At 64.8% G+C, this 23,161-nt stretch carries 19 protein-coding genes; 7 read left to right on the top strand and 12 right to left on the bottom strand.

All coding sequences use genetic code 11. From position 1 onward, the window contains the following. Positions 1 to 104: 104 nt before the first annotated feature. The 3 genes from ACDC66_RS05555 to ACDC66_RS05545 form a co-directional block, all read right to left on the bottom strand. Positions 105 to 2,774 (bottom strand): TonB-dependent receptor, encoded by a 2,670-nt coding sequence (locus tag ACDC66_RS05555; protein WP_376695694.1) that lies wholly within the window; start codon positions 2,772 to 2,774, stop codon positions 105 to 107. A gap of 284 nt (positions 2,775 to 3,058) precedes the next feature. After that, a complete protein-coding gene (locus ACDC66_RS05550; protein ID WP_376695693.1) occupies positions 3,059 to 4,804 on the bottom strand; it encodes a phosphoenolpyruvate carboxykinase (GTP) in 1,746 nt (581 codons plus the stop codon). Positions 4,805 to 4,926: 122 nt separating this feature from the next. Beyond that, positions 4,927 to 6,192: a 6-phosphofructokinase gene (locus ACDC66_RS05545; protein WP_376695692.1), complete on the bottom strand. Its 1,266-nt coding sequence runs from the start codon at positions 6,190 to 6,192 to the stop codon at positions 4,927 to 4,929. A 397-nt stretch (positions 6,193 to 6,589) separates the two neighbouring features. Between ACDC66_RS05545 and ACDC66_RS05540 the strand changes: the two genes are divergently transcribed. Further along, positions 6,590 to 7,150 (top strand): adenylate kinase, encoded by a 561-nt coding sequence (locus ACDC66_RS05540; protein WP_376695691.1) that lies wholly within the window; start codon positions 6,590 to 6,592, stop codon positions 7,148 to 7,150. Here the strand turns inward: ACDC66_RS05540 and ACDC66_RS05535 are convergent. Further along, the gene (locus ACDC66_RS05535; protein WP_376695690.1) at positions 7,119 to 7,394 is read right to left on the bottom strand and encodes a sulfurtransferase TusA family protein; all 276 of its coding nucleotides are present in this window, start codon (positions 7,392 to 7,394) and stop codon (positions 7,119 to 7,121) included. The genes ACDC66_RS05540 and ACDC66_RS05535 overlap by 32 nt on opposite strands. Between ACDC66_RS05535 and ACDC66_RS05530 the strand changes: the two genes are divergently transcribed. From ACDC66_RS05530 to ACDC66_RS05520, 3 genes are read left to right on the top strand one after another with little or no spacing between them, the layout of a single operon-like run. Then, the gene (locus tag ACDC66_RS05530) at positions 7,381 to 7,884 is read left to right on the top strand and encodes a hypothetical protein (protein ID WP_376695689.1); all 504 of its coding nucleotides are present in this window, start codon (positions 7,381 to 7,383) and stop codon (positions 7,882 to 7,884) included. The two genes, ACDC66_RS05535 and ACDC66_RS05530, sit on opposite strands and share 14 nt — an antisense overlap. Continuing rightward, the gene (gene mpl / locus ACDC66_RS05525) at positions 7,881 to 9,239 is read left to right on the top strand and encodes a UDP-N-acetylmuramate:L-alanyl-gamma-D-glutamyl-meso-diaminopimelate ligase (RefSeq protein WP_376695688.1); all 1,359 of its coding nucleotides are present in this window, start codon (positions 7,881 to 7,883) and stop codon (positions 9,237 to 9,239) included. Before ACDC66_RS05530 ends, mpl begins: the two co-directional genes overlap by 4 nt. Beyond that, a complete protein-coding gene (locus ACDC66_RS05520; RefSeq protein ID WP_376695687.1) occupies positions 9,236 to 9,823 on the top strand; it encodes an LON peptidase substrate-binding domain-containing protein in 588 nt (195 codons plus the stop codon). The genes mpl and ACDC66_RS05520 overlap by 4 nt, the downstream gene beginning before the upstream one ends. On the opposite strand, the gene ACDC66_RS05515 is transcribed toward ACDC66_RS05520, so the two are convergent. Beyond that, on the bottom strand, positions 9,786 to 11,792 hold the full coding sequence (locus ACDC66_RS05515) for a VTT domain-containing protein (protein WP_376695686.1): 2,007 nt from the start codon (positions 11,790 to 11,792) through the stop codon (positions 9,786 to 9,788). The two genes, ACDC66_RS05520 and ACDC66_RS05515, sit on opposite strands and share 38 nt — an antisense overlap. 88 nt (positions 11,793 to 11,880) lie before the next feature. On the opposite strand from ACDC66_RS05515, the gene ACDC66_RS05510 reads away from it, so the two are divergent. Then, positions 11,881 to 12,702 carry an SDR family oxidoreductase gene (locus ACDC66_RS05510; RefSeq protein WP_376695685.1) on the top strand — a complete coding sequence of 274 codons (822 nt, stop codon included), beginning with the start codon at positions 11,881 to 11,883 and terminating at the stop codon, positions 12,700 to 12,702. A 252-nt stretch (positions 12,703 to 12,954) separates the two neighbouring features. On the opposite strand, the gene ACDC66_RS05505 is transcribed toward ACDC66_RS05510, so the two are convergent. Next, on the bottom strand, positions 12,955 to 14,244 hold the full coding sequence (locus ACDC66_RS05505; RefSeq protein ID WP_376695684.1) for a citrate synthase: 1,290 nt from the start codon (positions 14,242 to 14,244) through the stop codon (positions 12,955 to 12,957). A gap of 184 nt (positions 14,245 to 14,428) precedes the next feature. Here ACDC66_RS05505 and ACDC66_RS05500 point away from each other — a divergent pair, with 184 nt between their 5' ends. After that, a complete protein-coding gene (locus ACDC66_RS05500; RefSeq protein WP_376695683.1) occupies positions 14,429 to 15,169 on the top strand; it encodes a hypothetical protein in 741 nt (246 codons plus the stop codon). A 91-nt stretch (positions 15,170 to 15,260) separates the two neighbouring features. After that, positions 15,261 to 16,361 (top strand): hypothetical protein, encoded by a 1,101-nt coding sequence (locus tag ACDC66_RS05495; RefSeq protein ID WP_376695682.1) that lies wholly within the window; start codon positions 15,261 to 15,263, stop codon positions 16,359 to 16,361. A 155-nt stretch (positions 16,362 to 16,516) separates the two neighbouring features. Here ACDC66_RS05495 and recG read toward each other — a convergent pair whose 3' ends face one another. The 6 genes from recG to ACDC66_RS05465 form a co-directional block, all read right to left on the bottom strand. Further along, positions 16,517 to 18,574: an ATP-dependent DNA helicase RecG gene (gene recG, locus ACDC66_RS05490; protein WP_376695681.1), complete on the bottom strand. Its 2,058-nt coding sequence runs from the start codon at positions 18,572 to 18,574 to the stop codon at positions 16,517 to 16,519. Between the two features lie 27 nt (positions 18,575 to 18,601). Beyond that, positions 18,602 to 18,991, bottom strand: coding sequence for a RidA family protein (locus tag ACDC66_RS05485; RefSeq protein ID WP_376695680.1), 390 nt, complete (start codon positions 18,989 to 18,991; stop codon positions 18,602 to 18,604). Positions 18,992 to 19,100: 109 nt separating this feature from the next. Then, the gene (locus tag ACDC66_RS05480) at positions 19,101 to 21,209 is read right to left on the bottom strand and encodes a RelA/SpoT family protein (RefSeq protein WP_376695679.1); all 2,109 of its coding nucleotides are present in this window, start codon (positions 21,207 to 21,209) and stop codon (positions 19,101 to 19,103) included. A gap of 54 nt (positions 21,210 to 21,263) precedes the next feature. Continuing rightward, complete coding sequence (rpoZ, locus tag ACDC66_RS05475) at positions 21,264 to 21,536, bottom strand: DNA-directed RNA polymerase subunit omega (RefSeq protein ID WP_376695678.1); 273 nt, start codon at positions 21,534 to 21,536, stop codon at positions 21,264 to 21,266. A 71-nt stretch (positions 21,537 to 21,607) separates the two neighbouring features. Further along, positions 21,608 to 22,243 (bottom strand): guanylate kinase, encoded by a 636-nt coding sequence (gene gmk / locus ACDC66_RS05470; RefSeq protein ID WP_376695677.1) that lies wholly within the window; start codon positions 22,241 to 22,243, stop codon positions 21,608 to 21,610. Next, positions 22,233 to 23,147 (bottom strand): YicC/YloC family endoribonuclease, encoded by a 915-nt coding sequence (locus ACDC66_RS05465; RefSeq protein WP_376695676.1) that lies wholly within the window; start codon positions 23,145 to 23,147, stop codon positions 22,233 to 22,235. Before ACDC66_RS05465 ends, gmk begins: the two co-directional genes overlap by 11 nt. Positions 23,148 to 23,161: the final 14 nt, after the last annotated feature.

Below are 23,161 nucleotides of genomic sequence, written 5' to 3'. Positions count from 1 at the left end.
CCGGATTAATAGTAGCGTTTCCCAAAAAAAGCACGGCCCGGGAGTCCCGGGCCGTGCTGGTCTTGCTTGAACAACTTTTCCTGTTAGCTAAGCGCTAAACGGGATCAGAAGCTCTGGGTGTAGCGCACGTACGGAATGCGACCGTAGGCGTTGTACAGGTTGAAGTTGAATCCGCGGGATTCACCTTCATCAAGCACCGGGTCCTTGTCGCCCAGGTTGGTGGCGCCAACCGTCAGACGGCCGTTCCACGGGGTGAACCAGTTGACCTGCACATCGTGCGTCGTCCATGAGGGCAGACTGCCGTCTTCGCCGCTCGCCAGGTTCGTGCTCTGTCCATCAATGTAGTTGATGTTCCAGGAGAACGCGAAGTCACCGAAGCGGTACACGTTGGCCAGGACCGCACGCAGGTCGGGCAGACCCGCCTCGCCAGCAACATCGTCGCCACCGTCGGTCTCATACGACATCGTATGCGTGGCCTGCAATTCGTTGCTCAGGCGACCGGCATTGCCGAAGTCGAAGTTGGTGCGCAGGTTCACGTCCACACCGTCGGTCTCGATGGTACCGAGACTGGCGAAACCCTGCTGCAGGAACACGATCTGACCCTGGCCGCCGAACTCGGCGCCGAGACCCAGATTGGCGTTCGGCTGCGAGGAACCGGTCGGGAACTCGGTCAGTCCCGGCGGGCAGTTCTGGGAAGTGCCTTCCAGGCAGTTGATGATCTGCTGGGCACCGATGCTGGCGACACGATCCTCGATCTCGATGTTGAAGTAGTCGATCGAGCCGTTGAACCAGTCAAGCGGTTCGAAAGCCGCACCGAAACCGAACTGCTCGGACTGCTCGGCACCGAGATCCGGGTTGGCAATCGAGAAGGCCGTGATCTGAATCGACTCGGTCGGGTCTTCGTTGCCGAAGAAGTTGGCGGTCGGTTCGTGGACCACAGGCTCGGCACTGAAGGCCGGCTGCGCCGAAAGAATGTCCAGCGGCGGCGCACGGAAGCCCTGACCCCAGGAAGCACGCAGCGTCAGCTCTTCAGTCGGCTGGAAGCGGAAGGCCACCTTCGGGGAGGTTTCGCTGCCGAAGTCGGAGTAGTCATCGTGACGAACGGCGACGGTGGCTTCCAGGTTGTCCAGGATCGGGAACAGCGCCTCGCCGAACACGGCCCACTGGTCGCGGCTACCGAAAGCGGAGTTGCCGGCCGAACCGGTGATGTTGCCGTTGGCCTGAAGGTCATCGAAGATGTCCTTGTAGTTCTCGTCGCGGTACTCGGCACCAAAGGCGATGCCGACCGGGCCGGCGGCCATGTCGAACAGGTCAGTGCTGGCCATGGCGTAGGCTTCACGGGAGACGAAGCGGGCATCGCGGTTGATGGTCGACGTGAACGACGACAGCACTTCTTCCGAGTTGCCGAACGGATCGTAGATGTTGTACGCACCGCTGTCGAACTGCGGCTGAGCCAGGGCAGAAACGATGTAGTTGCGGCCCAGCTCGTTGTACTGCGACTCGACGCGGCGAATACCGGCATCGACGTCGAAGTTGCCGACACGACCCTGGACACCGATGTCCAGATCGTAGACCTGGGCGTCGGTCTGCGTGTCACGCGGGCCGTTGGCGGCAAAGCGATGGGTCAGCAGCAGGGTGTCGTCGGCGCGGTCCTGATAGGATTCCCAATTCGGGTTCAGGCCGCCTTCGGACGGCGGAGTTCCCGGATGGTTGGGCAGGCCCGGGCCAAGCACGATGGCGCCGAAGCCGCCGACCAGCCAGGGCGAGGACGGAACCGGCGCATAGCGGCCGAAGCTACGAACCCGGTTGATCTGGGCATTACCGTACAGCGTCCAGTCGTTGTTGATGTTGTAGTTCGAGCGCACGAAGATCGACTGGTTCTCGACCTCGGCCTCGTCGGCGGCCTGCAGCGTGAAGTCGTAGAAGCAGCGACCACCCGAAGTACCGATGTTGGACGTAATGAAGCCTTCACCCTGGCAGCCCGGAACGTTGGCCGAACCGAATTCGTCGTTTTCCAGGAAGGTGAAGTTGGGGTTCAGGAAGTTGTTCGAGAAAATCGAAGCACCACCCTGCGACCACGGACGATCCTTCTGGAAGACGATGTCGCGCTTGTTGTTGGACACGCCGGCCATGATGTTGCCCTGCTGGCCTGCGATACCGAACACGGCGTGACCTTCACGGCGTTCGCCGCCTTCACGCTCGGGCTCGGAAGTGCCCAGCATGATTTCGGCGCCGCTGAAGTCCTTGCGGGTGATGATGTTGACCACACCGCCGATGGCGTCGGAACCGTAAACGGCGGAGGCGCCGTCGGACAGGATTTCGATGCGCTCGACCGCGCCCAGCGGAATGCTGTTGAGGTCCTGCGCGCTACCAATGTTGGGGGCGACCGGGGCACGGCGGCCGTCGATCAGGATCAGGGTACGGCCGGAGCCGAGCGCGCGCAGCGAAAGGCCGGCAAAGGCCTGACCGGTGCTGCCCGACTGCGGACGGAAGGAACCGGCGCTGTTGATCGGCTGATTGCGCAGCAGATCGGCGACCGAGCTCTTGCCCGAGAATTCGATGGTTTCGCGGTCGATGACCTGGACCGGGAGGGCCCCTTCGACATCGGCGCGCTTGATGCGCGAACCGGTGACCTGGAAGCGATCGAGGTCAGCGGACTCTTCTTCGTCATCCTGGGCCGAGACCGGGGCAGCGGTCATCGCCAGGCTGGCGATCATACCCGCCCCGAGGGCGTAGTTGATTGCCTTGGCAAGTGGGTTACGGTTGTGCTTCATCAGACTCTCCATATTGTCTTTTGATTTCTGGGTAAAGCATTCGATACTAGTATCGACAGCAATGTGTCGGAGCGGACAACCCGCCACGTCAGGCGCACTGACGCACGGCCCGAGGTGACCCGGCATCCGACTCAGCGCCGATACTAGCACCATCGCTGGGTAATGAAAAGGGTTATGTTAAGCCCGTGTAAACCCCGGAAATATCGAGCCAAACCCTTCGGGCAGCGGGGCTCCGGGCGACCAGGGCGGCTTTTGGAGCGTCAGCCGGACCCGATCGGCCGGTATCAGCCTAACGCTTCTCTAATCCGCCCGAGGGCTTCATGCAGGGTCGACGGCACCCGCGAGCCGAAGGATTCAAGGTGTTTGCCGATGGCCTCGATCTCGGTGCGCCACTCGGCCGGATCGACCTTCAGCAACTCTTCCATGTCGGGGCGATCCTCGAGCCCCTCGAGGTTGATCGAGCCGGCGTCGGGCAGCCCGCCCACCGGCGTGTCGACGACATCCACCTCGTCGCGGCAGCGCGCCATGATCCACTCGAGCACGCGCATGTTGTCGCCGAAGCCCGGCCAGATGAAGCCGCCGTCGGCGTCGCGCCGGAACCAGTTGACCTGGAAGATCTTCGGCGGGCGCGTGATTTTTTCGCCCACGTCCAGCCAGTGCGCCCAGTAGTCGGCGAAGTGGTAGCCGCAGAAAGGCTTCATGGCCATGGGGTCGCGCCGCACGATGCCGACCTGGCCGGTGGCGGCGGCAGTCGTCTCGGATGCCATGCCGGCGCCCACGAGCACGCCGTGGGTCCAGTCGCGGGCCTCGAGCACCAGCGGCGCCAGGCTGGCGCGCCGGCCGCCGAAGATGATGGCGTCGATCGGCACGCCGTCGGGGTTGTCGGCCTGGTCGGAATAGCTGGGGCAGCGATCGATCGAAACGGTGAAGCGCGAATTGGGATGCGCCGCCGGACCGTGCTTGGGGTCGAATGGCCGGCCGCGCCAGTCCTTTGCCGGCTTGCCCTCGCCCAGGCCTTCCCACCAGGGCTGGCTGTCCTCGGTCACCGCGACATTGGTGAAGATCGTCTCGCGATCGAGCATGGCCAGGGCGTTGGGGTTGGTCTTGGCGCTCGTGCCCGGCGCGACGCCGAAGAACCCGGCCTCGGGATTGATCGCCCACAGCCGGCCGTCTTCGCCGGGATGCAGCCAGCAGATATCGTCGCCCACCGTCCAGACTTTCCAGCCGGCCTCGCGATAGGCTTCCGGCGGAATCAGCATGGCCAGGTTGGTCTTGCCGCAGGCCGAGGGGAAGGCGCCGGCGATGTAGCGAACCTCGCCTTCGGGGTTCTCGATACCGACGATCAGCATGTGCTCGGCCAGCCAGCCCTCGGTGCGCGCCTGGTAACTGGCGATGCGCAGGGCATGACACTTCTTGCCCAGCAACGCGTTGCCGCCGTAGCCGGAACCGAAGCTCTGGATGCTCAGTTCTTCGGGGAAGTGCATGATGTAGCGCCGATCGGGGTCGAGATCGCCGGTCGAGTGCAAGCCCTTGACGAAGGTGCCGTCGCGCTCGATACGCGCCAGGGCGTCGCTGCCCATGCGCGTCATCAGCCGCATGTTGGCCACCACGTAGGGGCTGTCGGTAATCTCCACGCCGCAGCGCGACAGCGGCGAGTCGACCGGGCCCATGCAGTAGGGCACGACGTAGAGGGTGCGTCCTTCCATGCAGCCGGCGAACAGGCCGTTCATCAGCGCGTGCGCCTCGGCCGGCGCCATCCAGTTGTTGTTGGGCCCGGCGTCGTCCTCGCGCTCGCTGCATACATAGGTCAGGTGCTCGACCCGGGCGACATCGGCCGGGTCGGAGCGATGCAGGTAGCAGTCCGGGTGGGTTTCGGGGTTGAGGCGTTCGAGATCGCCCGAGTCGAGCATCCCGGCGATGAGCTTTGCGTTTTCGGCCTCCGAGCCGTCACACCAGTGAACCCGGGCCGCCCGGGTATGGGCCGCTACTTGTTCGACCCAGTCGTTGAGCGCTTGCAGTTTTGAAGACATCGTCACGCCGCTGTTCGCGATAAACCAAGGCTGGGCAGGTTAGCGGCTTGCCGTGCGGGAATCAATCGCCCGGGATCGGATTTTCCAATACTGCTCGAGCCGACCGAAAAAGTGGCCAATAATCAAACCTCGAAAGGCCCCAGTTTTCGATCGACGTAGACGAACTCCGGGCGCACGTACTCCGGCAGGCCGTCCTTGCCGTAAGGCGGGTAGGCCTCGCCCCGGATCAGCGGCTCCAGATAGGCCCGGCAGGTCGGCGTGATGCCGAAGCCGTCGGCCGAGATGAACTTCTTCGGCATCTTCTTTTCGTGGTTGGCGATACGCGACAGCGGGGCCGACTCGATTTTCCAGCGATAGGGTTTGTCGCTGCTGCGCTTGATGACGGGCATGACGCCCGACTCGCCAGCCAGCGCGAGCTCGACCGCGCCCTTGCCGACGGCCCGGGCGTGCTCGAGGTCGGTGGCCGAGGCAATATGGCGCGCCGAGCGCTGCAGGTAATCGCTGACCGCCCAGTGACACTTGTAGCCGAGATCCTGCTTGACGATCCCGGCCACCACCGGCGCCACCCCGCCGAGCTGCTTGTGGCCGAAGGCGTCGGTGGTGCCGGCATCGGCCAGGAATGTCCCGTCGGCCGTGCGTGCCCCCTCGGAAACGACGACCGAACAATAGCCGTTGGCCTCCACCGAGCGGCGCACCTTGTCGAGAAACTTCTCGCGGTCGAAGGGCACTTCCGGAAACAGGATGACCTGCGGCGGATCCCCCTTCTCGCGGCCGGCCAGTCCGCCGGCGGCGGCAATCCAGCCGGCATGGCGGCCCATCACTTCCATGATGAACACCTTGGTCGAGCTCGAGGCCATCGCCATCACGTCCAGGCTGGCCTCCAGAATGGACACGGCCACGTACTTGGCGACCGAGCCGAAACCCGGGCAGTTGTCGGTCACCGCCAGGTCGTTGTCGATGGTCTTGGGGATGCCGATGCACTGAACGTGGAAACCCAGCTTGTCGCCGATCTGCGAGACCTTCCAGGCGGTGTCGGCCGAATCGTTACCGCCGTTGTAGAAGAAGTAGCCGATGTCGTGCGCCTTGAAGACCTCGATCAGGCGCTCGTACTCGCGCTGGTTCTCCTCGATCGACTTGAGCTTGTACCGACACGAGCCGAACGCGCCGCCGGGCGTGTGGTTGAGCGCGGCGACCTCCGACTTCTTCAGCTTACTGGTGTCGATCAGGCGCTCTTCGAGCGCCCCCATGATGCCGTCGCGGGCGGCCAGCACCTTGCCGATGCGGTCCCGGTTGGCCCGGGCTTCCTCGATCACCGCTGCCGCGGTGGCGTTGATCACCGGCGTGACACCGCCGGACTGCGCGTAAAGGATGTTCTTCTTCTTTGGCATGGTGCGGCTTCCTCGGTCGGCAATACTGAGAGAGGATATCGAATCATCGGCCTGTTCGCTCGTTGGCTGGTTGGCTGGTTGGCTGGTTGGCTGGTTGGCTGGTTCGGCAACTGCCGGTATTGCGGGGCGCCCCAGCCGCGATGGCCCAATGCCACCTGCAAGCGAGTGCCCATCTAGGGTTCACCCGCTTTCGCGGCGAAGCCGCCCACCAAGCCTTTCCGGCGCCGAACCAGCGAACAAGCCAACCAGCAAACCAGCGAACAATTCCTATTGTCGACTCTCTGGAAGCGGGCACTCCCCAGCGATTCCTTCCCCGGCGTTTGACAGCCCCCACCCTTCCGGTTAGCTTTGTCGGCTTGATTCCACTACCACGCGCGCAAGCGCGAGCGTCAACATCATGCGTATCGTACTGCTCGGCCCTCCCGGATCCGGCAAGGGCACCCAGGCCGCTCTGCTCAAGGACAGACTCGGCGTTGTGCATATCTCCACCGGCGAGCTGCTTCGCTCGGCCGTGGCTGAAGGCACCGAACTCGGCAAGAAGGCCAAGGCGGCGATGGATGCCGGCGAGCTGGTCTCCGACGAACTGATGCTGGGCCTGATCGAGGAAAAGCTGGGCCAGCCGGAAGTCGAACCGGGCTTCATTCTCGACGGCTATCCGCGCAACCAGGCCCAGGCCGAGGCGCTGGACCAGTTGCTCGAGCGCCTGGGACAGCCGCTCGACCGGGCGCTGGAGCTGGTTGTCGACGAAGAACAGATCGTCGAACGCCTGGCCAAGCGGGCCGAGGAAGAAGGTCGCTCGGACGACACCGAAGCGGTGGTGCGCAATCGCCTGGCCGTCTATCGCGAACAGACCGCGCCGATTTCGGAACACTATGCGACCAGGGGCCTCCTGGTCCGGGTCGACGGCATCGGCGAAATCGAGACCGTCAACCAGCGCCTGGCGGCTGCGCTGGCCTGACGCGGATTCGCGCGCGCAGCACTCCGTCGCGCGTATCCGCCCGAACCAGCTCATGACCGGTCCTCTGGCAAAAGACCGTGAGATCGAGCTCGGCCATCGGATCGGTGGCCAGCACGTCCAGCTCGGTGCCGGGCGGGAGACCTTCAATCGCCCGGCGCGTGCGCCACACCGGCTCCGGGCACGCCATGCCGCGGCAGTCGACGACCCGAACGTTGGAATCCCGCTCGCTCATGTCTGAATTCATCTCGCGCCTTGTCGGCATACTGATGCTCAAGAACGGCCCGCAGGACATGCCGGCCGGTGTCGTGGCCCCGACGCTGGCGACCGGCTTCTACCTGGTCGCTACCGCGCTGTCACTGTCGGTCGGAGAAGGCCCGGAAAATCCCGTCGGCGTTCTCGTGCTGGCGGTTGTCCTGCCCCTGGCCCTGGTCCGCATTGTACTCGGCCTTCGCGGCCATACCTCGCGCTGGGGACAGACCCTGACCGCACTGTTCGGCACGAGCGGCCTGCTGTCGCTGCTGTCCCTGCCCCTCGCGATCGCCGCCGGCGGCGGCACCGAACCGAACCCCGTGGTGACCGTCGCCAGCCTCGTGCTGTTCTTCTGGTCCTTCGCCGTGGACGGTCATATCTGGCGCCACGCCCTGGACGCCTCTTTTGCCGTCGGACTGGCGGTGGCAGTGGTACTGTTCGCGGTATCGATGTACGTCATTACCTCTATTGCAGGCCCGTTGTGAAAATCCACATTCTCGGCATATGCGGCACCTTCATGGGCGGGCTTGCAGCCCTGGCCCGATCCGACGGTCACCAGGTCAGCGGCTCGGACGAAAACGTCTACCCGCCGATGAGCACCCAGCTCGAAGCGCTCGGCATCGAATTGCGCGAAGGTTACGACCCGGAGCACATCCCCGACGACGTCGACCTGGTCATCATCGGCAACGCGCTGAGCCGCGGCAATCCGTCGGTCGAGTTCGTGCTCGACAACGGCATCCCCTTTGCCTCGGGCCCCCGCTGGCTCGGCGAGACTTACCTGCGCCGCCGCACTGTGCTGGCCGTTGCCGGCACTCACGGCAAGACCACCACGGCGAGCATGCTCGCCTGGATCCTCGAGCACGCCGGCAAGAACCCCGGCTTCCTGATCGGCGGCGTTCCAGTGAACTTTGATTTGTCGGCCCGCACCGGCGAGGATCTGTTCGTGGTCGAGGCGGATGAATATGACACCGCCTTTTTCGACAAGCGCGCCAAGTTCGTGCACTACCGGCCGCGCATCGCCGTCCTCAACAACCTGGAGTTCGACCACGCCGATATCTATCCGGACCTGTCCGCGATCCAGACCCAGTTCCATCACCTGGTGCGCACCATTCCCGGCAATGGCCGGCTGGTCGTCAATGCCGCCGATGCCAACCTCAAGGCCGTACTCGAGCGCGGTTGCTGGACGCCGGTGTCCGGGTTCGGCCTGAGCGAGGCCGGAGTCGGCGACTGGCAGGTCACGCTGGAAGAGCCGGCCGGCCGAAAGCTCGCGATCCACTACGCCGGCCAGCCGGTGGGCACGCTCGAATGGACCATGACGGGCAAACACAGCGCGCTCAACGCGCTGGCCGCCATTGCCGCCGCCGAAGCCGCCGGCATCGAGCCGTCGAAGTCCATCGAGGCCCTGTCCGAGTTTCGCGGCGTCAAGCGCCGGATGGAGCTGCTCGGCGAGCGCCGCGGGATCCACGTCTACGACGATTTCGCCCATCACCCCACCGCCATCCGCCTGACGCTGGAAGGCCTGCGTCGCGCCGTCGGCAACGCCCGCATCCTGGTCGCGCTCGAGCCGGCGAGCAACACCATGCGCGCCGGCTTCCACGTCGGCGACCTGCCTTCCGCGCTGACGGCCGCCGACTTCGTCTGGTTGCGCAGCTCCGACGGCATGGACTGGGATCCCCTCGAGGTCATCGAGAAGTCCGGCGGGCAGGGGCGTCCGCGCAGCCGGGTCGAGAATCTGCTCGAGGACCTGCTCGCCGAAGCCCGGCCGGGCGACCACGTGATTTTCATGAGCAACCGCGGCTTCGAGAATGCGCCGCGACGATTTTTCGAGGCCCTGGCGTGAGTCACGAGATGCTGCCGCTTTTCCCGTTGAAGACCGTGCTCTTTCCCGGTGCGCCACTGAGCCTGCGCATTTTCGAACAGCGCTACCTCGACATGGTTCGCGACTGCGCTCGCACCGGCACCGGTTTCGGCGTCGTCTGCGCCTGGCCGGCCGAACAGGAAGGTCAGGCCAAGCATGCCCGCATCGGCACCGAGGCGATGATGGTCGATTTCGATCAACTCGAAGACGGGCTGCTGGGCGTGACCTGCCGCGGGCAGCGGCGTTTCCTGATTCGCGGCACCCGCGCCCGCGACGACGGACTGCTCATCGGTGAAGTCGACTGGCTGCCGCCCGAACCGGCCGTGCCGGTCCCGCCGAGCTGCGCCGCCCTGCAGACGCTGATGCAGGAACTGATGCGCCACCGTGACCTGGCGGACCACTTCGAAGTCGACGTCGAGGACGCCAGCAGCCTCGGACGAACTCTGGCGGCGAGCCTGGCCCTGCCCGAGGAGCATGCCCAGGCCCTGCTGGAGATGACCGATCCGGTTTCCCGCCTGGAAGGCCTGATCAGTCTGCTTCAGGAAGAGGATTCCGACGAGGACTGATCAGGTAAAGTCCGCGTTCCCCGACCACCCGAATATCGATCTCGTCCAGAGACCGCTCGAGCGCCGCCATGGCCGCTTCCCCGTCGCCGCTATCGCGCCATCGGTTGAACAACCCGAACATGTCCTCGATGGCCTCGATCCGCACCTGACCGAGCCAGACAGGAATATCTCCGGGCTGCAGTCGGGCGCCGGACGCCCACAGGCGAAGCACATCGCGACGGCCGTCTTCCCGGTCGCGCACCATGATCAGCGCCTCCGGCCGGCCGGCAAAATCCCGCGGCAGGTGGGGCAGCCGTTCCGGCCGCGGGCGGGCGCTGAGCAATGAGGACCAGCGCAGGGTTCGTTCCTCGGGCTGGCGCCAGCCCGCCCCCCTCAACCGGGAAACCAGCCAGGAGCGCGGACCGGCGTACTGGAAGTCGAATCGCTGGTCGTCATCCGCGCCCAGGCGGGAGCGCTCTTCGGGCAGCGCGCGCCAGCCGCCAGACTCCCAGTCACCGAGCGACAGCACCTGCTGCGGCAGCTCCAGCCGCGTGACTTCAACCAGCCGCTGGTAACCGCCGTCGAGCTGAAAGGCCGTTACCGACACGAGCAATCCGTAGAACAACAGGGCGAGCAGGCCGGGATGGCGACGCGACAGGGCGCGTTGCCGATAACCGATCCCCACCAGGGCCAGCCAGCCGCCGCCCAGCGCAAGGCCGGCCACCAGGCCCAGCGGTGTAACGAGGCCCAGGTAGAAACAGGCAAACGACACCAGCGCCAGCAGCACCGTATTGACCAGGTAGGCCCACTTGCGGTGGGCGGCGCGCATGTCCTTGGCCACCATGACGGCGAAGAATCCCAGGATGACTGTCGTCAGGGTCAGTCCCGTATGCGGCACTTCGCCGTAGCCGGGCGCTGCTCCCGGTGCCGGAAACAGGAAGCCCAGCCAGCCGTTTAGCAATTCGGCCAGCAACCAGCCGCCGGCGGTCGCCGCCAGCCAGTGCGCCGCCGCGTTGCCCCGGCCCAGCGCGAGCATCAACAGCGCCATCCCCCCGGCCACCAGGACCAGCACACGCAGATCGGCGGCAAGCGCGATGACGATCATCACCGGATCGGCCACATGGTTGCGGAGGCTCGTTGCCACCGAGGCCAGTTGCCGCTCGGCATCCAGCGTACCCGCAGCAAACGGTGCGGCAATCAGGACGCCCAGAAGCACCGCCAGGCACACCATCAGGAACAGCCCCAGCAGCGTTACCGACAGCAACTCGCGCCGGCCCGGACCACTGCCGAACAGCGGCTCGACCCAGCGGCCGATCAGGGGGTGCTCGCTCGAGTATCGGATCAGGCTGCGCAGCCACCAGCCGCTGCGACGCGCGGTGAAGGCATATACAACGCGTGTCAGCCAGGTCACGGCCCAGAGCATCAGCAGCAGGATCACGAGCACGACCACCAGGCGCCCGGCGAATTCGGCCGCCAGCTCCAGCGAGGCGCCGAACAACAAACCCGGCAGCATGTAGATCGGCACCCAGACGGCGCAGGCTGGAATCGTGGCCATCAGCATGGTGCGCGGCGGTAGGCTCATTGCGCCCGCGATCAACGCACTGACCGGTCGCGTGGGCCCGAGCAGACGGCCGAGAAAGACCCCCTTGCCGCCATAGCGAACCACAGCCTGGCGCGCCCTCGACATCAACTCGGGATGACGCCGCAACAGCGGCCAGCCATCGATCCGGTCGCGATAGCGCCGCCCGACCCAGTAGCTGGTCCAGTCCCCCCCCAGGGCACCGAAGAAAGCGAACAGCCAGCACCACAGGAAAAGCACGGGATCGCCGCTGACGACCGCCCCGATGATGAACAGCAGGATCACGCCCGGTAGCAACAGGCCGAGCACCGCGACCGACTCGAAGTAGGCAAAAACCGCCGACATCGCGATGAGCCAGCCCGGATGGGACTGCCCCAGTTCGAAGATTCGGTCGATCAGATTCGATTCCATGGCCGGCGGCTCAGGACGGGTCCGTGCGAAAGAGGCTCATGCCTCTTAGGATATGCTTTCAGTCTCGCATTTGAGGAAGCATGAAACCATGACGGCATCGCTGAAGGGAAAGACCCTGTTCATTTCCGGCGCCTCGCGCGGTATCGGCCAGGCCATCGCAACCCGGGCCGCGGCCGACGGCGCCAACGTCGCCATCGCGGCCAAGACCGACCGGCCCCACCCCAAGCTGCCCGGCACCATCCACACCGCCGCCGAAGAGATGGAGGCGGCCGGCGGCCGGGCCCTGCCCCTGAAGGTCGATATTCGCGACGAGGACGCGGTACGCGAGGCCATGGCGAAGACGGCCGAAACCTTCGGCGGCATCGACGTGCTCGTCAACAATGCCTCGGCGATCTACCTGGCGCCGACGCCGGAAGTGCCGATGAAGCGCTACGACCTGATGCATAGCGTCAACACACGCGGCACCTTCGTGTGTTCCCAGGCTGCATTGCCGTACCTGAAGAAGGCCGACAACCCGCATATCCTCAACCTCTCGCCGCCGCTGAACATGGACCCGAAGTGGTTCGCGCCGCACGTGGCCTACACCATGGCCAAGTACGGCATGAGCATGTGCGTGCTGGGCATGGCCGAGGAATTCAGGAAGGACGCCGTGGCGGTCAACGCATTATGGCCGAAGACCGTCATCGCCACCGCCGCGCTGGCCATGCTCGGCGATGCCGTAAAACCCGAGAACTGCCGCAAGCCCGAGATCCTGGCCGACACCGCCCACTGGATCCTGACCCAACCCTCGGGCGAGGTCACCGGCAATTTCTTCATCGACGAGGACGTGCTCGAGAAAATGGGGATCACCGATCTGGATCAGTATGCCGTCGAGCCGGGCAACGACCTGCTGCCGGATCTGTTCCTCTGACTCAGGTCGCGTTGTCGCGCCCCCAAGATCCGGGGGCGGTAGATGTGTCGTGCTGTTTGGCCTCACGCAGAGTCGCTGAGGTGCAGAGATCGTAGAGATTCAGTGCCTTTCAAGGTCCTCTTTGGACTTCTTTGCGGTCTTTGCGTCTTTGCGGTTAATCGCTTTTTGTTTTTCTCTGTCTTTTCTCTGCGTACTCTGCGGCTCTGCGTGAGACGTTAATAACTCAAGCCTGTCAGCTACCTATCCTCCACACTACCGCTTGTCGATATCCACGTAGTCGCGCTCACCGGCGCCGGTGTAGACCTGGCGCGGGCGGCCAATGCGGTGCGGGGTAGCGGACTGTTCGAGCCACTGGCTGACCCAGCCGACGGTGCGGCCGATGGCGAACATGGCGGTGAACATGCTGGTGGGAATACCCAGCGCCTTGTAGATGATGCCCGAGTAGAAATCGACGTTCGGGTAGAGCTTGCGCTCGACGAAGTAGTCGTCTTCGAGCGCGATCTGCTCCAGCTCCATGGCCAGGTCGAGTAGCGGATCGGCCTGGCCCAGGTCGTCGAGCACCTCGTGACAGGCCTTGCGGATGATGGTCGCGCGCGGATCGAAATTCTTGTAGACGCGGTGGCCGAAGCCCATCAGGCGGAACGGGTCGTTCTTGTCCTTGGCCTTCTCGACGTACTTGGCGACCTGGTCGACGCTGCCGATCTCGTTGAGCATGTTCAACACGGCCTCGTTGGCGCCGCCGTGGGCCGGACCCCACAGCGCGGCGATACCGGCGGCAGTGCAGGCATAGGGGTTGGCGCCGGTCGAACCGACCAGGCGCACGGTCGAGGTCGAGGCATTCTGCTCGTGATCGGCATGCAGGATGAACAGCAGATCCAGCGCCTTGGCGGCGACCGGATTGACCTCGTAGTCTTCGGCCGGAACCGAGAACATCATGTCCAGGAAACGCTCGGAGTAGTCGAGCGAGTTGCGCGGATAGGCGCTCGGCCAGCCCATGTAGTGACGGTAGGCGGCCGCGGCGATCGTCGGCATCTTGGCGATCAGGCGCTTGGCCGCCAGGTCGCGCTGCTCGGGATCGTTGACGTCGAGCTTGTCGTGGTAGAAAGCCGCCATCGAACCGACCACGCCGGAGAGAATGGCCATCGGGTGCGCGTTGTAATGAAAGCCCGAGATGAAGTTGTTGACCTTCGCGTGGACCATCGTGTGGTAGGTGATGTCGCGCTCGAAGGTCGCGAACTCGTCGCTGGCGGGCAACTCGCCGTAAAGCAGCAGGTAGGCGACTTCCAGAAAACTGGAGTTCTCGGCGAGCTGCTCGATGGGATAGCCGCGATAGCGCAGGATGCCGGCGTTGCCGTCGATGTAGGTAATATCGCTCTTGCAACTGGCGGTCGATCCATAGCCCGGATCGTAGGTGAAGTAACCCAGCTCTGGATGCAGCCTGCTGATGTCGAGGGTGGGGTCGCCCTCGGTACCGGCGACAGTCGGCAGTTCGAGGGTCTTTCCGGATTCGTGATCAGTCAGGGTGAGTTTGCGTTCAGTCACCGGGAGCTCTCCTTGGGAAACGTTGATGGTGCGCGCAGCGGCAGTACCGCACCGTACGGAGCTGCGTAGTATCGCATATTGCTCATGTCGCTTCATCAACCTTGCGTGACGCCCGGCTACTCTTCCATAGCGCCTTGGCTGTATGGATAATGACGCTCGGATTTTTCGGCATGGAATCATTTGCTTGCTGACCCGCCGACGACTCGTCTCCTGGCTGTTTTTCGGCAGCGCGATCCTGCTGGCGGTTGCCTGGGGCCACCGCGACGACTTCGATCCGGACATGTGGATTCATCCGGCCGTGGCCGACGAGCCGCGCCAGACGCCGGTCGACGAACCCGAATTCACCACTCGCGCCAACGAGGTCGACTACGTCGTGCGGCCCCAGTACCGCTACGAGCTGACGGGCCTGGTGGTTTCCTACAAGCGCTTTTCCCGGGACTACGGCCTGCACAAGCGCTGGAACGACTTCATCAACATCGCCGACGTGTGCGTGATCTGGGGCGGCAACGCGACCGACGTGGACCTCAACGCCTTTGATTTCTGGAACGGCGAGTTTACCTGCACCTTCGCCACGCGCGACGAGTCGGCCTGGCGCAGCTTCGACAAGCACAAACTCTCGAACAATCATCTCATCACCGACGACCCGCGGGTACGCGAAGTCGTCGACGAACTCGACGTGGGCGACCAGATCCGCGTCGAAGGCTGGCTGGCCGAATATGGCGAACCCGGCGGCCCGTTCCGCAAGACCTCCACCACGCGCACGGACACCGGCGACGGCGCTTGCGAGACCATCTACGTTGCCGACATGGAAATCCTCGGATCGATGAGCACGGTCTGGCGCAAGCTGTTCTGGCTCGCGCTCGCCGGGCTGGTGGTCAGCATCGTGATGTGGTTCAGTACGCCGCATCACAAGCTCCGGCGCTGAGCCGACAAGCCCGCCATGGGCATTGATCCCGACCACCACCCTCGTTACGCTTTGGGGCAGAACGAATGGGTAAAAAAGAGCGGAGGTTGAGATGATACGCAAGGCTTTGGCATTGCTGGCAATCACGCTCGTCTGGCTGCCGCACACGCTTTCGGCAACCTTGATCGACGCCGACGCCAGCGGCAACTGGTACAACCCGGACCAGGCCGGTCACGGCCTGCAGATCGAAGTACTCAATCTCAGCGAGGCCGTGGTTGCCTGGTACACCTTCGATGAGGAAGGCAACCCGCTCTGGCTGTTCGGCAGCGGCGAAATCCAGGGCGACACGCTGCGCGCCGAGCTGCTCGAATATTCCGGAACCCGATTCCCGCCCGACTTCGATCCCGATGAAATCAGCGGAGCCACTTGGGGCGAGGTCGTCTTCCGCCGCACAGGCTGCAACGAGGCAACGCTGGAATGGATGCCGGTGACCGACGCTTACGAAAGCGGCGAGATGCCCCTCCAGCGCGTGACCCGGATCGACGGCCAGCACTGCAGCACACCTTACTGGGATCGCGAGCTGAGCTTCACGCCGGCGAGGAACTCGGGCGGTTTCCAGGCGCAGTTCTTCGACTATCCCGACGGCGAGAGCGACTTCTACGAACTCGAATCCGGTTTCCGCACGCTACCCGAACCCTGGGACGAGCGCGGCGGCGTGATGATCCGCGGCAACAATCATTCCGACGACCTGATGATGCTGCTCTACCGCCGCCTCGGCGGCCTCCAGCCCGATACCGAATACCACGTCGAGCTGGGCATGCAGTTCGCCACCAACGTGCCCGCGGGTTGCGTCGGCGTCGGCGGTCCACCCGGTGAGTCGGTCTATATGCGGCTGGGTGCGGCCAGTGAAGCACCCGACCATGAGGTCGTCGACGATTACCGCCGCGCCACCCTCGACCTGGGCCAGCAGGCCAATCCCGGCACCGATGCGCTCAGTGTCGGCGACATGACCAGCGGCGCCGGCGACGAATTCTGCAGCGGAATGGATGCGCCCTGGCACCTCAAGCGCGTGTCCACCGCCGGGCAGGATTTCACCGTCACAACCAACGAAGACGGCCAGATCTGGGTCTATGGCCTGAGCGACTCGGGTTTCGAGGCCACTACGGTCTGGTTCCTGACCGAGTTCGTGGTGCGGCTGGCCGAAGTGGATTGAAGACTGTGGTCTGTGGTCTGTGGTCTGTGGTCTGTGGTCTGCCACAGGCTAGCTGCCTACTGAACCCGACAACGGACCACTGACTACGGACTTCGGGGGACGGACTACAGACTACGGACTACGGACTACTGAATACGGACTACGGACCTCGGAAATCACACGTCGACGAACTGCTCGGCATCACCCAGCCAACGCTCGATAATGCAATCGGCACCTGCAGTGTCGAGAGCCCCGGCCATGGACTTGACCGGCTCGAGCAGGTCGGCGTCGCGCGCCAGGTCGGCGACGCGGAAGCGCAGCATCCCGGTCTGGCGCGTACCCAGCACTTCGCCCGGCCCGCGCAGTTCCAGGTCCTTCTCGGCGATGACGAAGCCGTCGGTGGTCTCGCGCATGACTTCCAGGCGCTTCTGCGCCGTCTCGCCCAGCGGCGGCCTGTAGATCAGCACGCAGGCGGCCTGCTCGCTGCCGCGGCCGACCCGGCCCCGAAGCTGGTGTAATTGCGACAGGCCCAGGCGCTCGGCGTTTTCAATCATCATCAGGCTGGCATTGGGCACGTCGACGCCGACCTCGATCACCGTGGTGGCCACCAGCAGGGCGGTCCGGCCGGCTGAAAAATCATCCATGACCGCCTGCTTTTCGGCCGGCTTCAAGCGCCCGTGAACCAGGCCGACGCTGAATTCCGGCAGCGCGCGAGAGAGTTCTTCAGCGGTCGACTCGGCCGCCTGGGCCTCGAGCACTTCGGACTCCTCGATCAGCGGGCAGACCCAGTAAGCCTGCTTTCCCTCACCCAGTGCACGCCTGAGCCGCTCGACGATTTCCTCGCGCCTTCCCTGGCTGAGAACAACGGTGGTCACCGGCTTGCGGCCGGGCGGCAGTTCGTCGATGACCGAAATATCCAATCCGGCGTAGGCGGTCATGGCCAGGGTGCGTGGAATGGGCGTGGCGGTCATGACCAGCTGGTGCGGCGAGCGGGCGCCCTCGCTGCCCTTGGCCGCCAGCGCCAGGCGCTGGTGCACGCCGAAGCGGTGCTGCTCATCGACCACGATCAGCGCCAGGTCCCGGAACTCGACCCCTTCCTGGAACAGGGCATGCGTGCCGATGGCAATGCTGGCCTCTCCAGCGAGGCGCTCGAGCGCCTCGCGCCTGGCCTTGCCCTTGACCTTGCCGGCCAGCCAGACCGGTTCGATACCCAGCGGTTCGAGCCATTGCGACAGGGTGCGGTAGTGCTGCTCGGCCAGGATTTCGGTCGGCGCCACGATGGCCGCCTGCCGGCTGCTGGCTGCCGCGGCCAGCAGCGCGAAGGCGGCCACCAGGGTTTTGCCCGAGCCCACGTCGCCCTGGAGCAGCCGGCGCATCGGCCGCTTGCCGGCCAGGTCGGCCATGATCTCGCCGGTGACCCGGGCCTGGGCACCGGTCGGGTCGAAACCGACGACTTCGAGCAGTCGTTCCTGCAGGCCCTCATCCGGCTCGAGCGGATGTGCCCGCTGTCGCTCGCGTGCCTGGTTGAGCCGGGTCAATGCCAGGTGGTGTGCAAGCAACTCCTCGATGGCCAGGCGCTGCACGGCTGGATGATGACCGTCGACCAGTGCCGCAAGATCCTCGCCGGGGCCCGGCCGGTGGATCACGGCGAGTGATTCGACCAGCGGCAGGTTCTCGCCATCGGACAACGGATCCCGCAGCTCGATACGACCGGCAAGCAAGCGCTCGACCGCGCCGTCGATCACCTTCGCCAGCGTGGCCTGCGCCAGGCCCTGGGTAACCGGGTAGATGGCTGTGAGGTGCTTCGGCAGCGGCGGCGATTTGCCCGCATTCAGCACCTGGCACTGCGGGTGTGCCATCTCGAAACCCTGCGGCCCGAAGCGCACGTCACCAAAGCAGCGCACCCAGTTGCCTTCGCGAAACATGCGCCGCTGCGAGGGATAGAAACGGAAGAAGCGCAGCGTGATCTGGCCGCTGTCGTCGGCCAGGGTCACCAACAGCATGCGCCGTCGCCGCTGCACAACTTCCTGGTGCATGACCCGCCCTTCCACCTGGGCGCGGGTTTCGGGCCGCACGCGGTTCATCGGAACGATGCGCGTGCGATCCTCGTAGCGCAGCGGGCGGTGGAACAGCAAGTCCAGCTCGCGGGTGATACCCAACGCCTTCAGGCGCGAGGCCACCTGCGGCCCGACGCCGTCGAGCTCGCCAACCGGCCGCAAGCCTCCGTCCGTCACGCGACTGGATATCCCGGGAGGCGGCGCTCAGCCTTCCCCGAGCACCATGATCGCATCCATCTCCACCGGCACGCCCTTCGGGAGGGCGGCAACCTGCACGGCCGCGCGCGCCGGATAAGGCTCGCCGAAACGCTCGGCCATCAGCTCGTTGACCGTGGCGAAATGCGACAAGTCGGTGAGGAAGACGTTGAGCTTGACGATATCGTCCATCTTCCCGCCCGCGGCCTCGACCACCGCGGCCAGGTTGTCGAACACGCGGTTGGTCAGCGCCGTGAAGTCCCCCTCGATGACCTCACCGGTAGCCGGGTCGAGCGGAATCTGGCCGGAGAGATAGACGGTATTGCCGGCCCTTACGGCTTGCGAGTATGGGCCGATGGCGGAAGGGGCAGCGGACGTTTCTATTGGCTGTTTTGACATGGTTGAGCCTCCGATAGCGTTGTTTGACTGTTCGCTTGTTCGCTCGTTGGCTGGTTGGCTCGCTCGACTCAAAAACCAGCCAACAAGCCAACCAGAAAACTAGCCAACCTTACTCTCTGCCAACCCTCAGAACGTGCCGATTCCGCCGCAGGCGCCGCATGACACGGGCGAGTTGATCGCGGCCGGAGACGGCGAGGGTGAACTGCAGGATGGCGGTCTCGCGCGTGGTGGTGGGTTGCTCGACGCGTTCGATGTTGGCGCCGACTTGGCTGAGCGTGGCCGAGACCGAAGCGAGTACACCGGGGCCGTTGATGGTGACGATCTTCAAGCGCACCGAGAAGTAGCCGTGCATCACCGGCGCCCAGCCGACTTCCAGGCAGCGGTCGGCGTGGTCCTTGCGCAGTTCCGGCACGTTGGGACAGCGCTGCCGGTGAATGACCAGGCCCTTGCCGGGAGATAGATAACCCATGATCGGATCGCCGGGGACCGGATGGCAGCAATTGGCGTATTCGATCGCGCTGCCCTCGGTGCCGCCGATGGTCAGCGCCTCGGAATCTTGCTCTTCGCTGGTGCGGCGCTGGGTCAGCGGCAGCAGTTTGTGCGCGACCACGCGTGCGAGCATGTCGCCGCGGGCGATGCGGATGAGCAGATCCTCGAGGCGCTCCAGTTTGAGCTTCTTGAGATAGCGGTCCAGCCGGCGCTCGGAAATCTTCTCCAGAGAGAAGCCGCGGCGGGCCAGGGCCTGATCGAGCAGGCGATGGCCGATCGCCACCGAGTCGGCCTGCTCGAGGTTCTTCAGATGTGCGCGAATACTCGAGCGCGCCTTGGAAGTGGCGACGAACTCCAGCCACTCCGGCTGGGGGGTGGCGCCCTTCTGGGTAATGATCTCGACGGTCTGGCCCGACTCCAACCGGGAATTGAGCGGCACCGGCTCGCGCTCGATGCGCGCACCCACGGCCTGGTTGCCCACATCGGTGTGAATGGCGTAGGCAAAGTCGAGCGCGGTGGCGTCGGCCTTGAGGTCGATGATCTTGCCGCGGGGCGTGAACACGAACACTTCGTCGGGAAACAGCTCCGACTTGGCCGCGTCCAGAAATTCCACAGAGTCGGTCGCGCGCGACTGCGTCTCGACCAGCTTGAGCAGCCACTCGCGCGCGCGCACCGCCGTCTGACCGTCGGGCGTGGCCTTGTAGAGCCAGTGGGCCGCCGCGCCCTTTTCGGCCACCAGGTCCATCTCCTCTGTGCGGATCTGGATTTCAATCGGCACATCAAAGCGGGTATTGACCACCGTATGCAGCGACTGATAGCCGTTGGGCTTGGGCAGGGCAATGTAGTCCTTGAAACTGCCGGGTTTCGGTTTGTATTGCGAATGGACCACGCCCAGGGCCTGGTAGCAATGCGGCTCCGACTGCGTGACGATGCGGAACGCGTACAAATCCATCACCTGCTCGAAACTCAGCGACTTGTCGCGCATCTTGCAGTAGATGCTGTAGATCGTCTTGGTGCGCCCCTCGACCCGGGCCGGAATGCCGGCCTCGCTGAGTTTTCTCTTGAGCGTTTCGCTCACCGAGTCGATGATCTCGGCGCGATTGCCCGCGCCCTGCTTCACGCGCGCGCTCAGCACCCGGTATCGGTTGGGATGGCGGTGCCGAAATCCGAGATCCTCGAGTTCCTCGCGCAGTTCGTTCATGCCCAGGCGCGCGGCGATGGGCGCGTAGATGTCGAGGGTTTCGGCCGAGATGCGCCGCTGCGAGGGCGCCGTCATGTGCCCGATGGTGCGCATGTTGTGCAGGCGGTCGGCCAGCTTGATGAAGATCACCCGCAGGTCGCGACTCATCGCCAGCAGGAGCTTGCGGAAACTCTCGGCATCCGCCTCCTGGCGGGTGCGGAACTTCATCTTGTCGAGCTTGGTGACTCCGTCGACCAGCTTGGCGATCTGCTCGTCGAACTGCTCGGCGAGGTCGTCGTGCTCGACCTCGGTATCTTCGATGGTGTCGTGCAGGATCGCCGCGGCGATGGTCTGGTGGTCCATGCGCATTCCGGCGAGGATGTGCGCCACCGCCACCGGGTGCATGATGTAGTCTTCGCCCGACTTGCGCTTCTGGCCCTCGTGAGCCTGGGCGCCGGCTTCATAGGCACGCAGCACGACGGCCACGTGCTCCGGTTCGAGGTAGGTGTTGAGCAGGTCCCTGAGCTGGCGGACCGGGGCAGGCAGCATGGCGTGTCTCCGGTCGGCTACAGGAACCTCATGAGCATTCGACGGCTCGCCCGATCAGTCCAGGTCGTCTTCGGGCGGCGCCGGGACTTCGGCCTGCATGGCGGCCAGGCGGGCATCCAGCTCGGCCTGCAGCTGGGCGATATTCTCGTCGGTAACGACACCCTCGGCGATCTCGCGCAGGGCGATGACCGTGGGCTTGTCGGATTCCTCTTCGACCAGCGGGTCGGCGCCGTTGGCGATCATGCGGGCGCGCTGGGCGGCGGACATGACCAGTTCGAAACGATTCGGTACCGCCTCGATACAGTCTTCTACGGTTACTCGTGCCATGACTCTTTGCTACTCCGGTGTTAGCCGGGGCCGCACCGGACGTCGTCCAGCCTGGCGACCCCAACAGAAAATCAATCGGTTATTGTACCGCCGGTTGCCGATTCGTCCAATAGGCGATCCACCAGACCTTGCTGGCGCTGGCGCCGCAACGGCCAGGTGCGCACGATAGCCTGCAGGTCGGCCAGGGCCCGGTCGAAATCATCGTTGATCACCATCCAGCGGAAATCACCGCAGGCGGCGATCTCGCGCCGGGCCTCGCCCAGGCGGCGCTCGATGACTTCGGGCGTATCGGAGCCGCGCGCGCGCAGGCGCTCGGCCAGCACCGCCATCGACGGCGGCAGGATGAAAATGGTGCACACATCCGGATGCGAACGCAGGATCTGCTCGGCGCCCTGCACGTCGATTTCCAGCAGCACGTCGCGCCCGGAATCCCACAGCGCCTCGACCCGGTCGCGGCGGGTGCCGTAATAGTTGCCGTAGACTTCGGCGTATTCGATGTAGTCGCCGTTTTCGATACCGCTCTGGAATTCCTCCACCGAGACAAAGTGATACTGCTCACCGTCAATCTCGCCGGAGCGGGCCGAGCGCGTGGTATCGGACACCGAAAGGGCCAGCCCCGGGCAATCCGCCAGCAGCGCGCGCATCAGGCTGGTCTTGCCGGCGCCGCTGGGCGCGGCGATCAGGAACAGGTCGCCTTTACTCGACATTCTGCACCTGCTCGCGCATCTGCTCGACCAGCACCTTGAGCTCGACCGCGGCCTGTCCGACCTCGGCCAGCGTCGCCTTGGAGCCGAGGGTGTTGGCCTCGCGGTTGAGCTCCTGCATCAGGAAATCCAGCCGCCGGCCGACCGGCTCGTCCAGCTGCATCACCCGCCGGATCTCGGTCACGTGGGTTTCGAGCCGATCGAGCTCCTCGTCGACATCGAGCTTTTGCAGCTGGATCGCCACTTCCTGCTCGATACGGCCGGGCTCGGCCTCGACCGCCAGGGTCTCCAGCCGTTCTCGAAAGCGTGCATCGAGCGCCTGCCGAATCTCGGGCAGACGTTCGCGCACATTGCGGGCCTGCGCCTCGATACCGGCCAGGCGCTGCTCGAGCATTTCGGCAATGGCGCGGCCTTCCTGCTCACGCGCGGCGATCAGGTCCTCGATGGCTTCATCGAGGAGCTCCAGCGCCGGCTCGAAGGCCGATTCCAGGTCGCTGTCGACCTGCTCGACCAAGCCCGGCCAGGACAGCAGGTGAACCAGGTCGGGTTCGGCGCTGCCGCCGGCCAGGTCGGCGATCTCGTCGTGGGCTCGTAGCAGGTTGCGGGCGACGTCGATATTGATGCGCATATCGGCGGCCGCCGCGGCCGGGTCGGGCTGGAACTTGAGCGAGACTTCGACCTTGCCGCGGCCCAGGCGATCCTTGAGCCGACCTCTCACGCCCGGTTCCAGGGGGCGAAAATCCTCGGGCAGGCGCAGGCTCAGGTCGAGAAAACGCTGGTTGACCGAGCGCAGCTCCCAGGTAACCTGCCCCACTTCAAGGCTCCCGGAGCGCCGGGCGTAGGCGGTCATGCTCTTGATCATTGCCATGGAATCGGCCGCGCAATCGCTTTCAAAACAAGCCGACATGGTACCCTTCTCCG

It is taken from the genome of Wenzhouxiangella psychrophila, assembly GCF_042310375.1.
GTDB lineage: Bacteria > Pseudomonadota > Gammaproteobacteria > Xanthomonadales > Wenzhouxiangellaceae > Wenzhouxiangella.
Note: the sequence above shows the minus strand (reverse complement) of the source record. Positions and strands in the feature narration are given on the sequence as shown.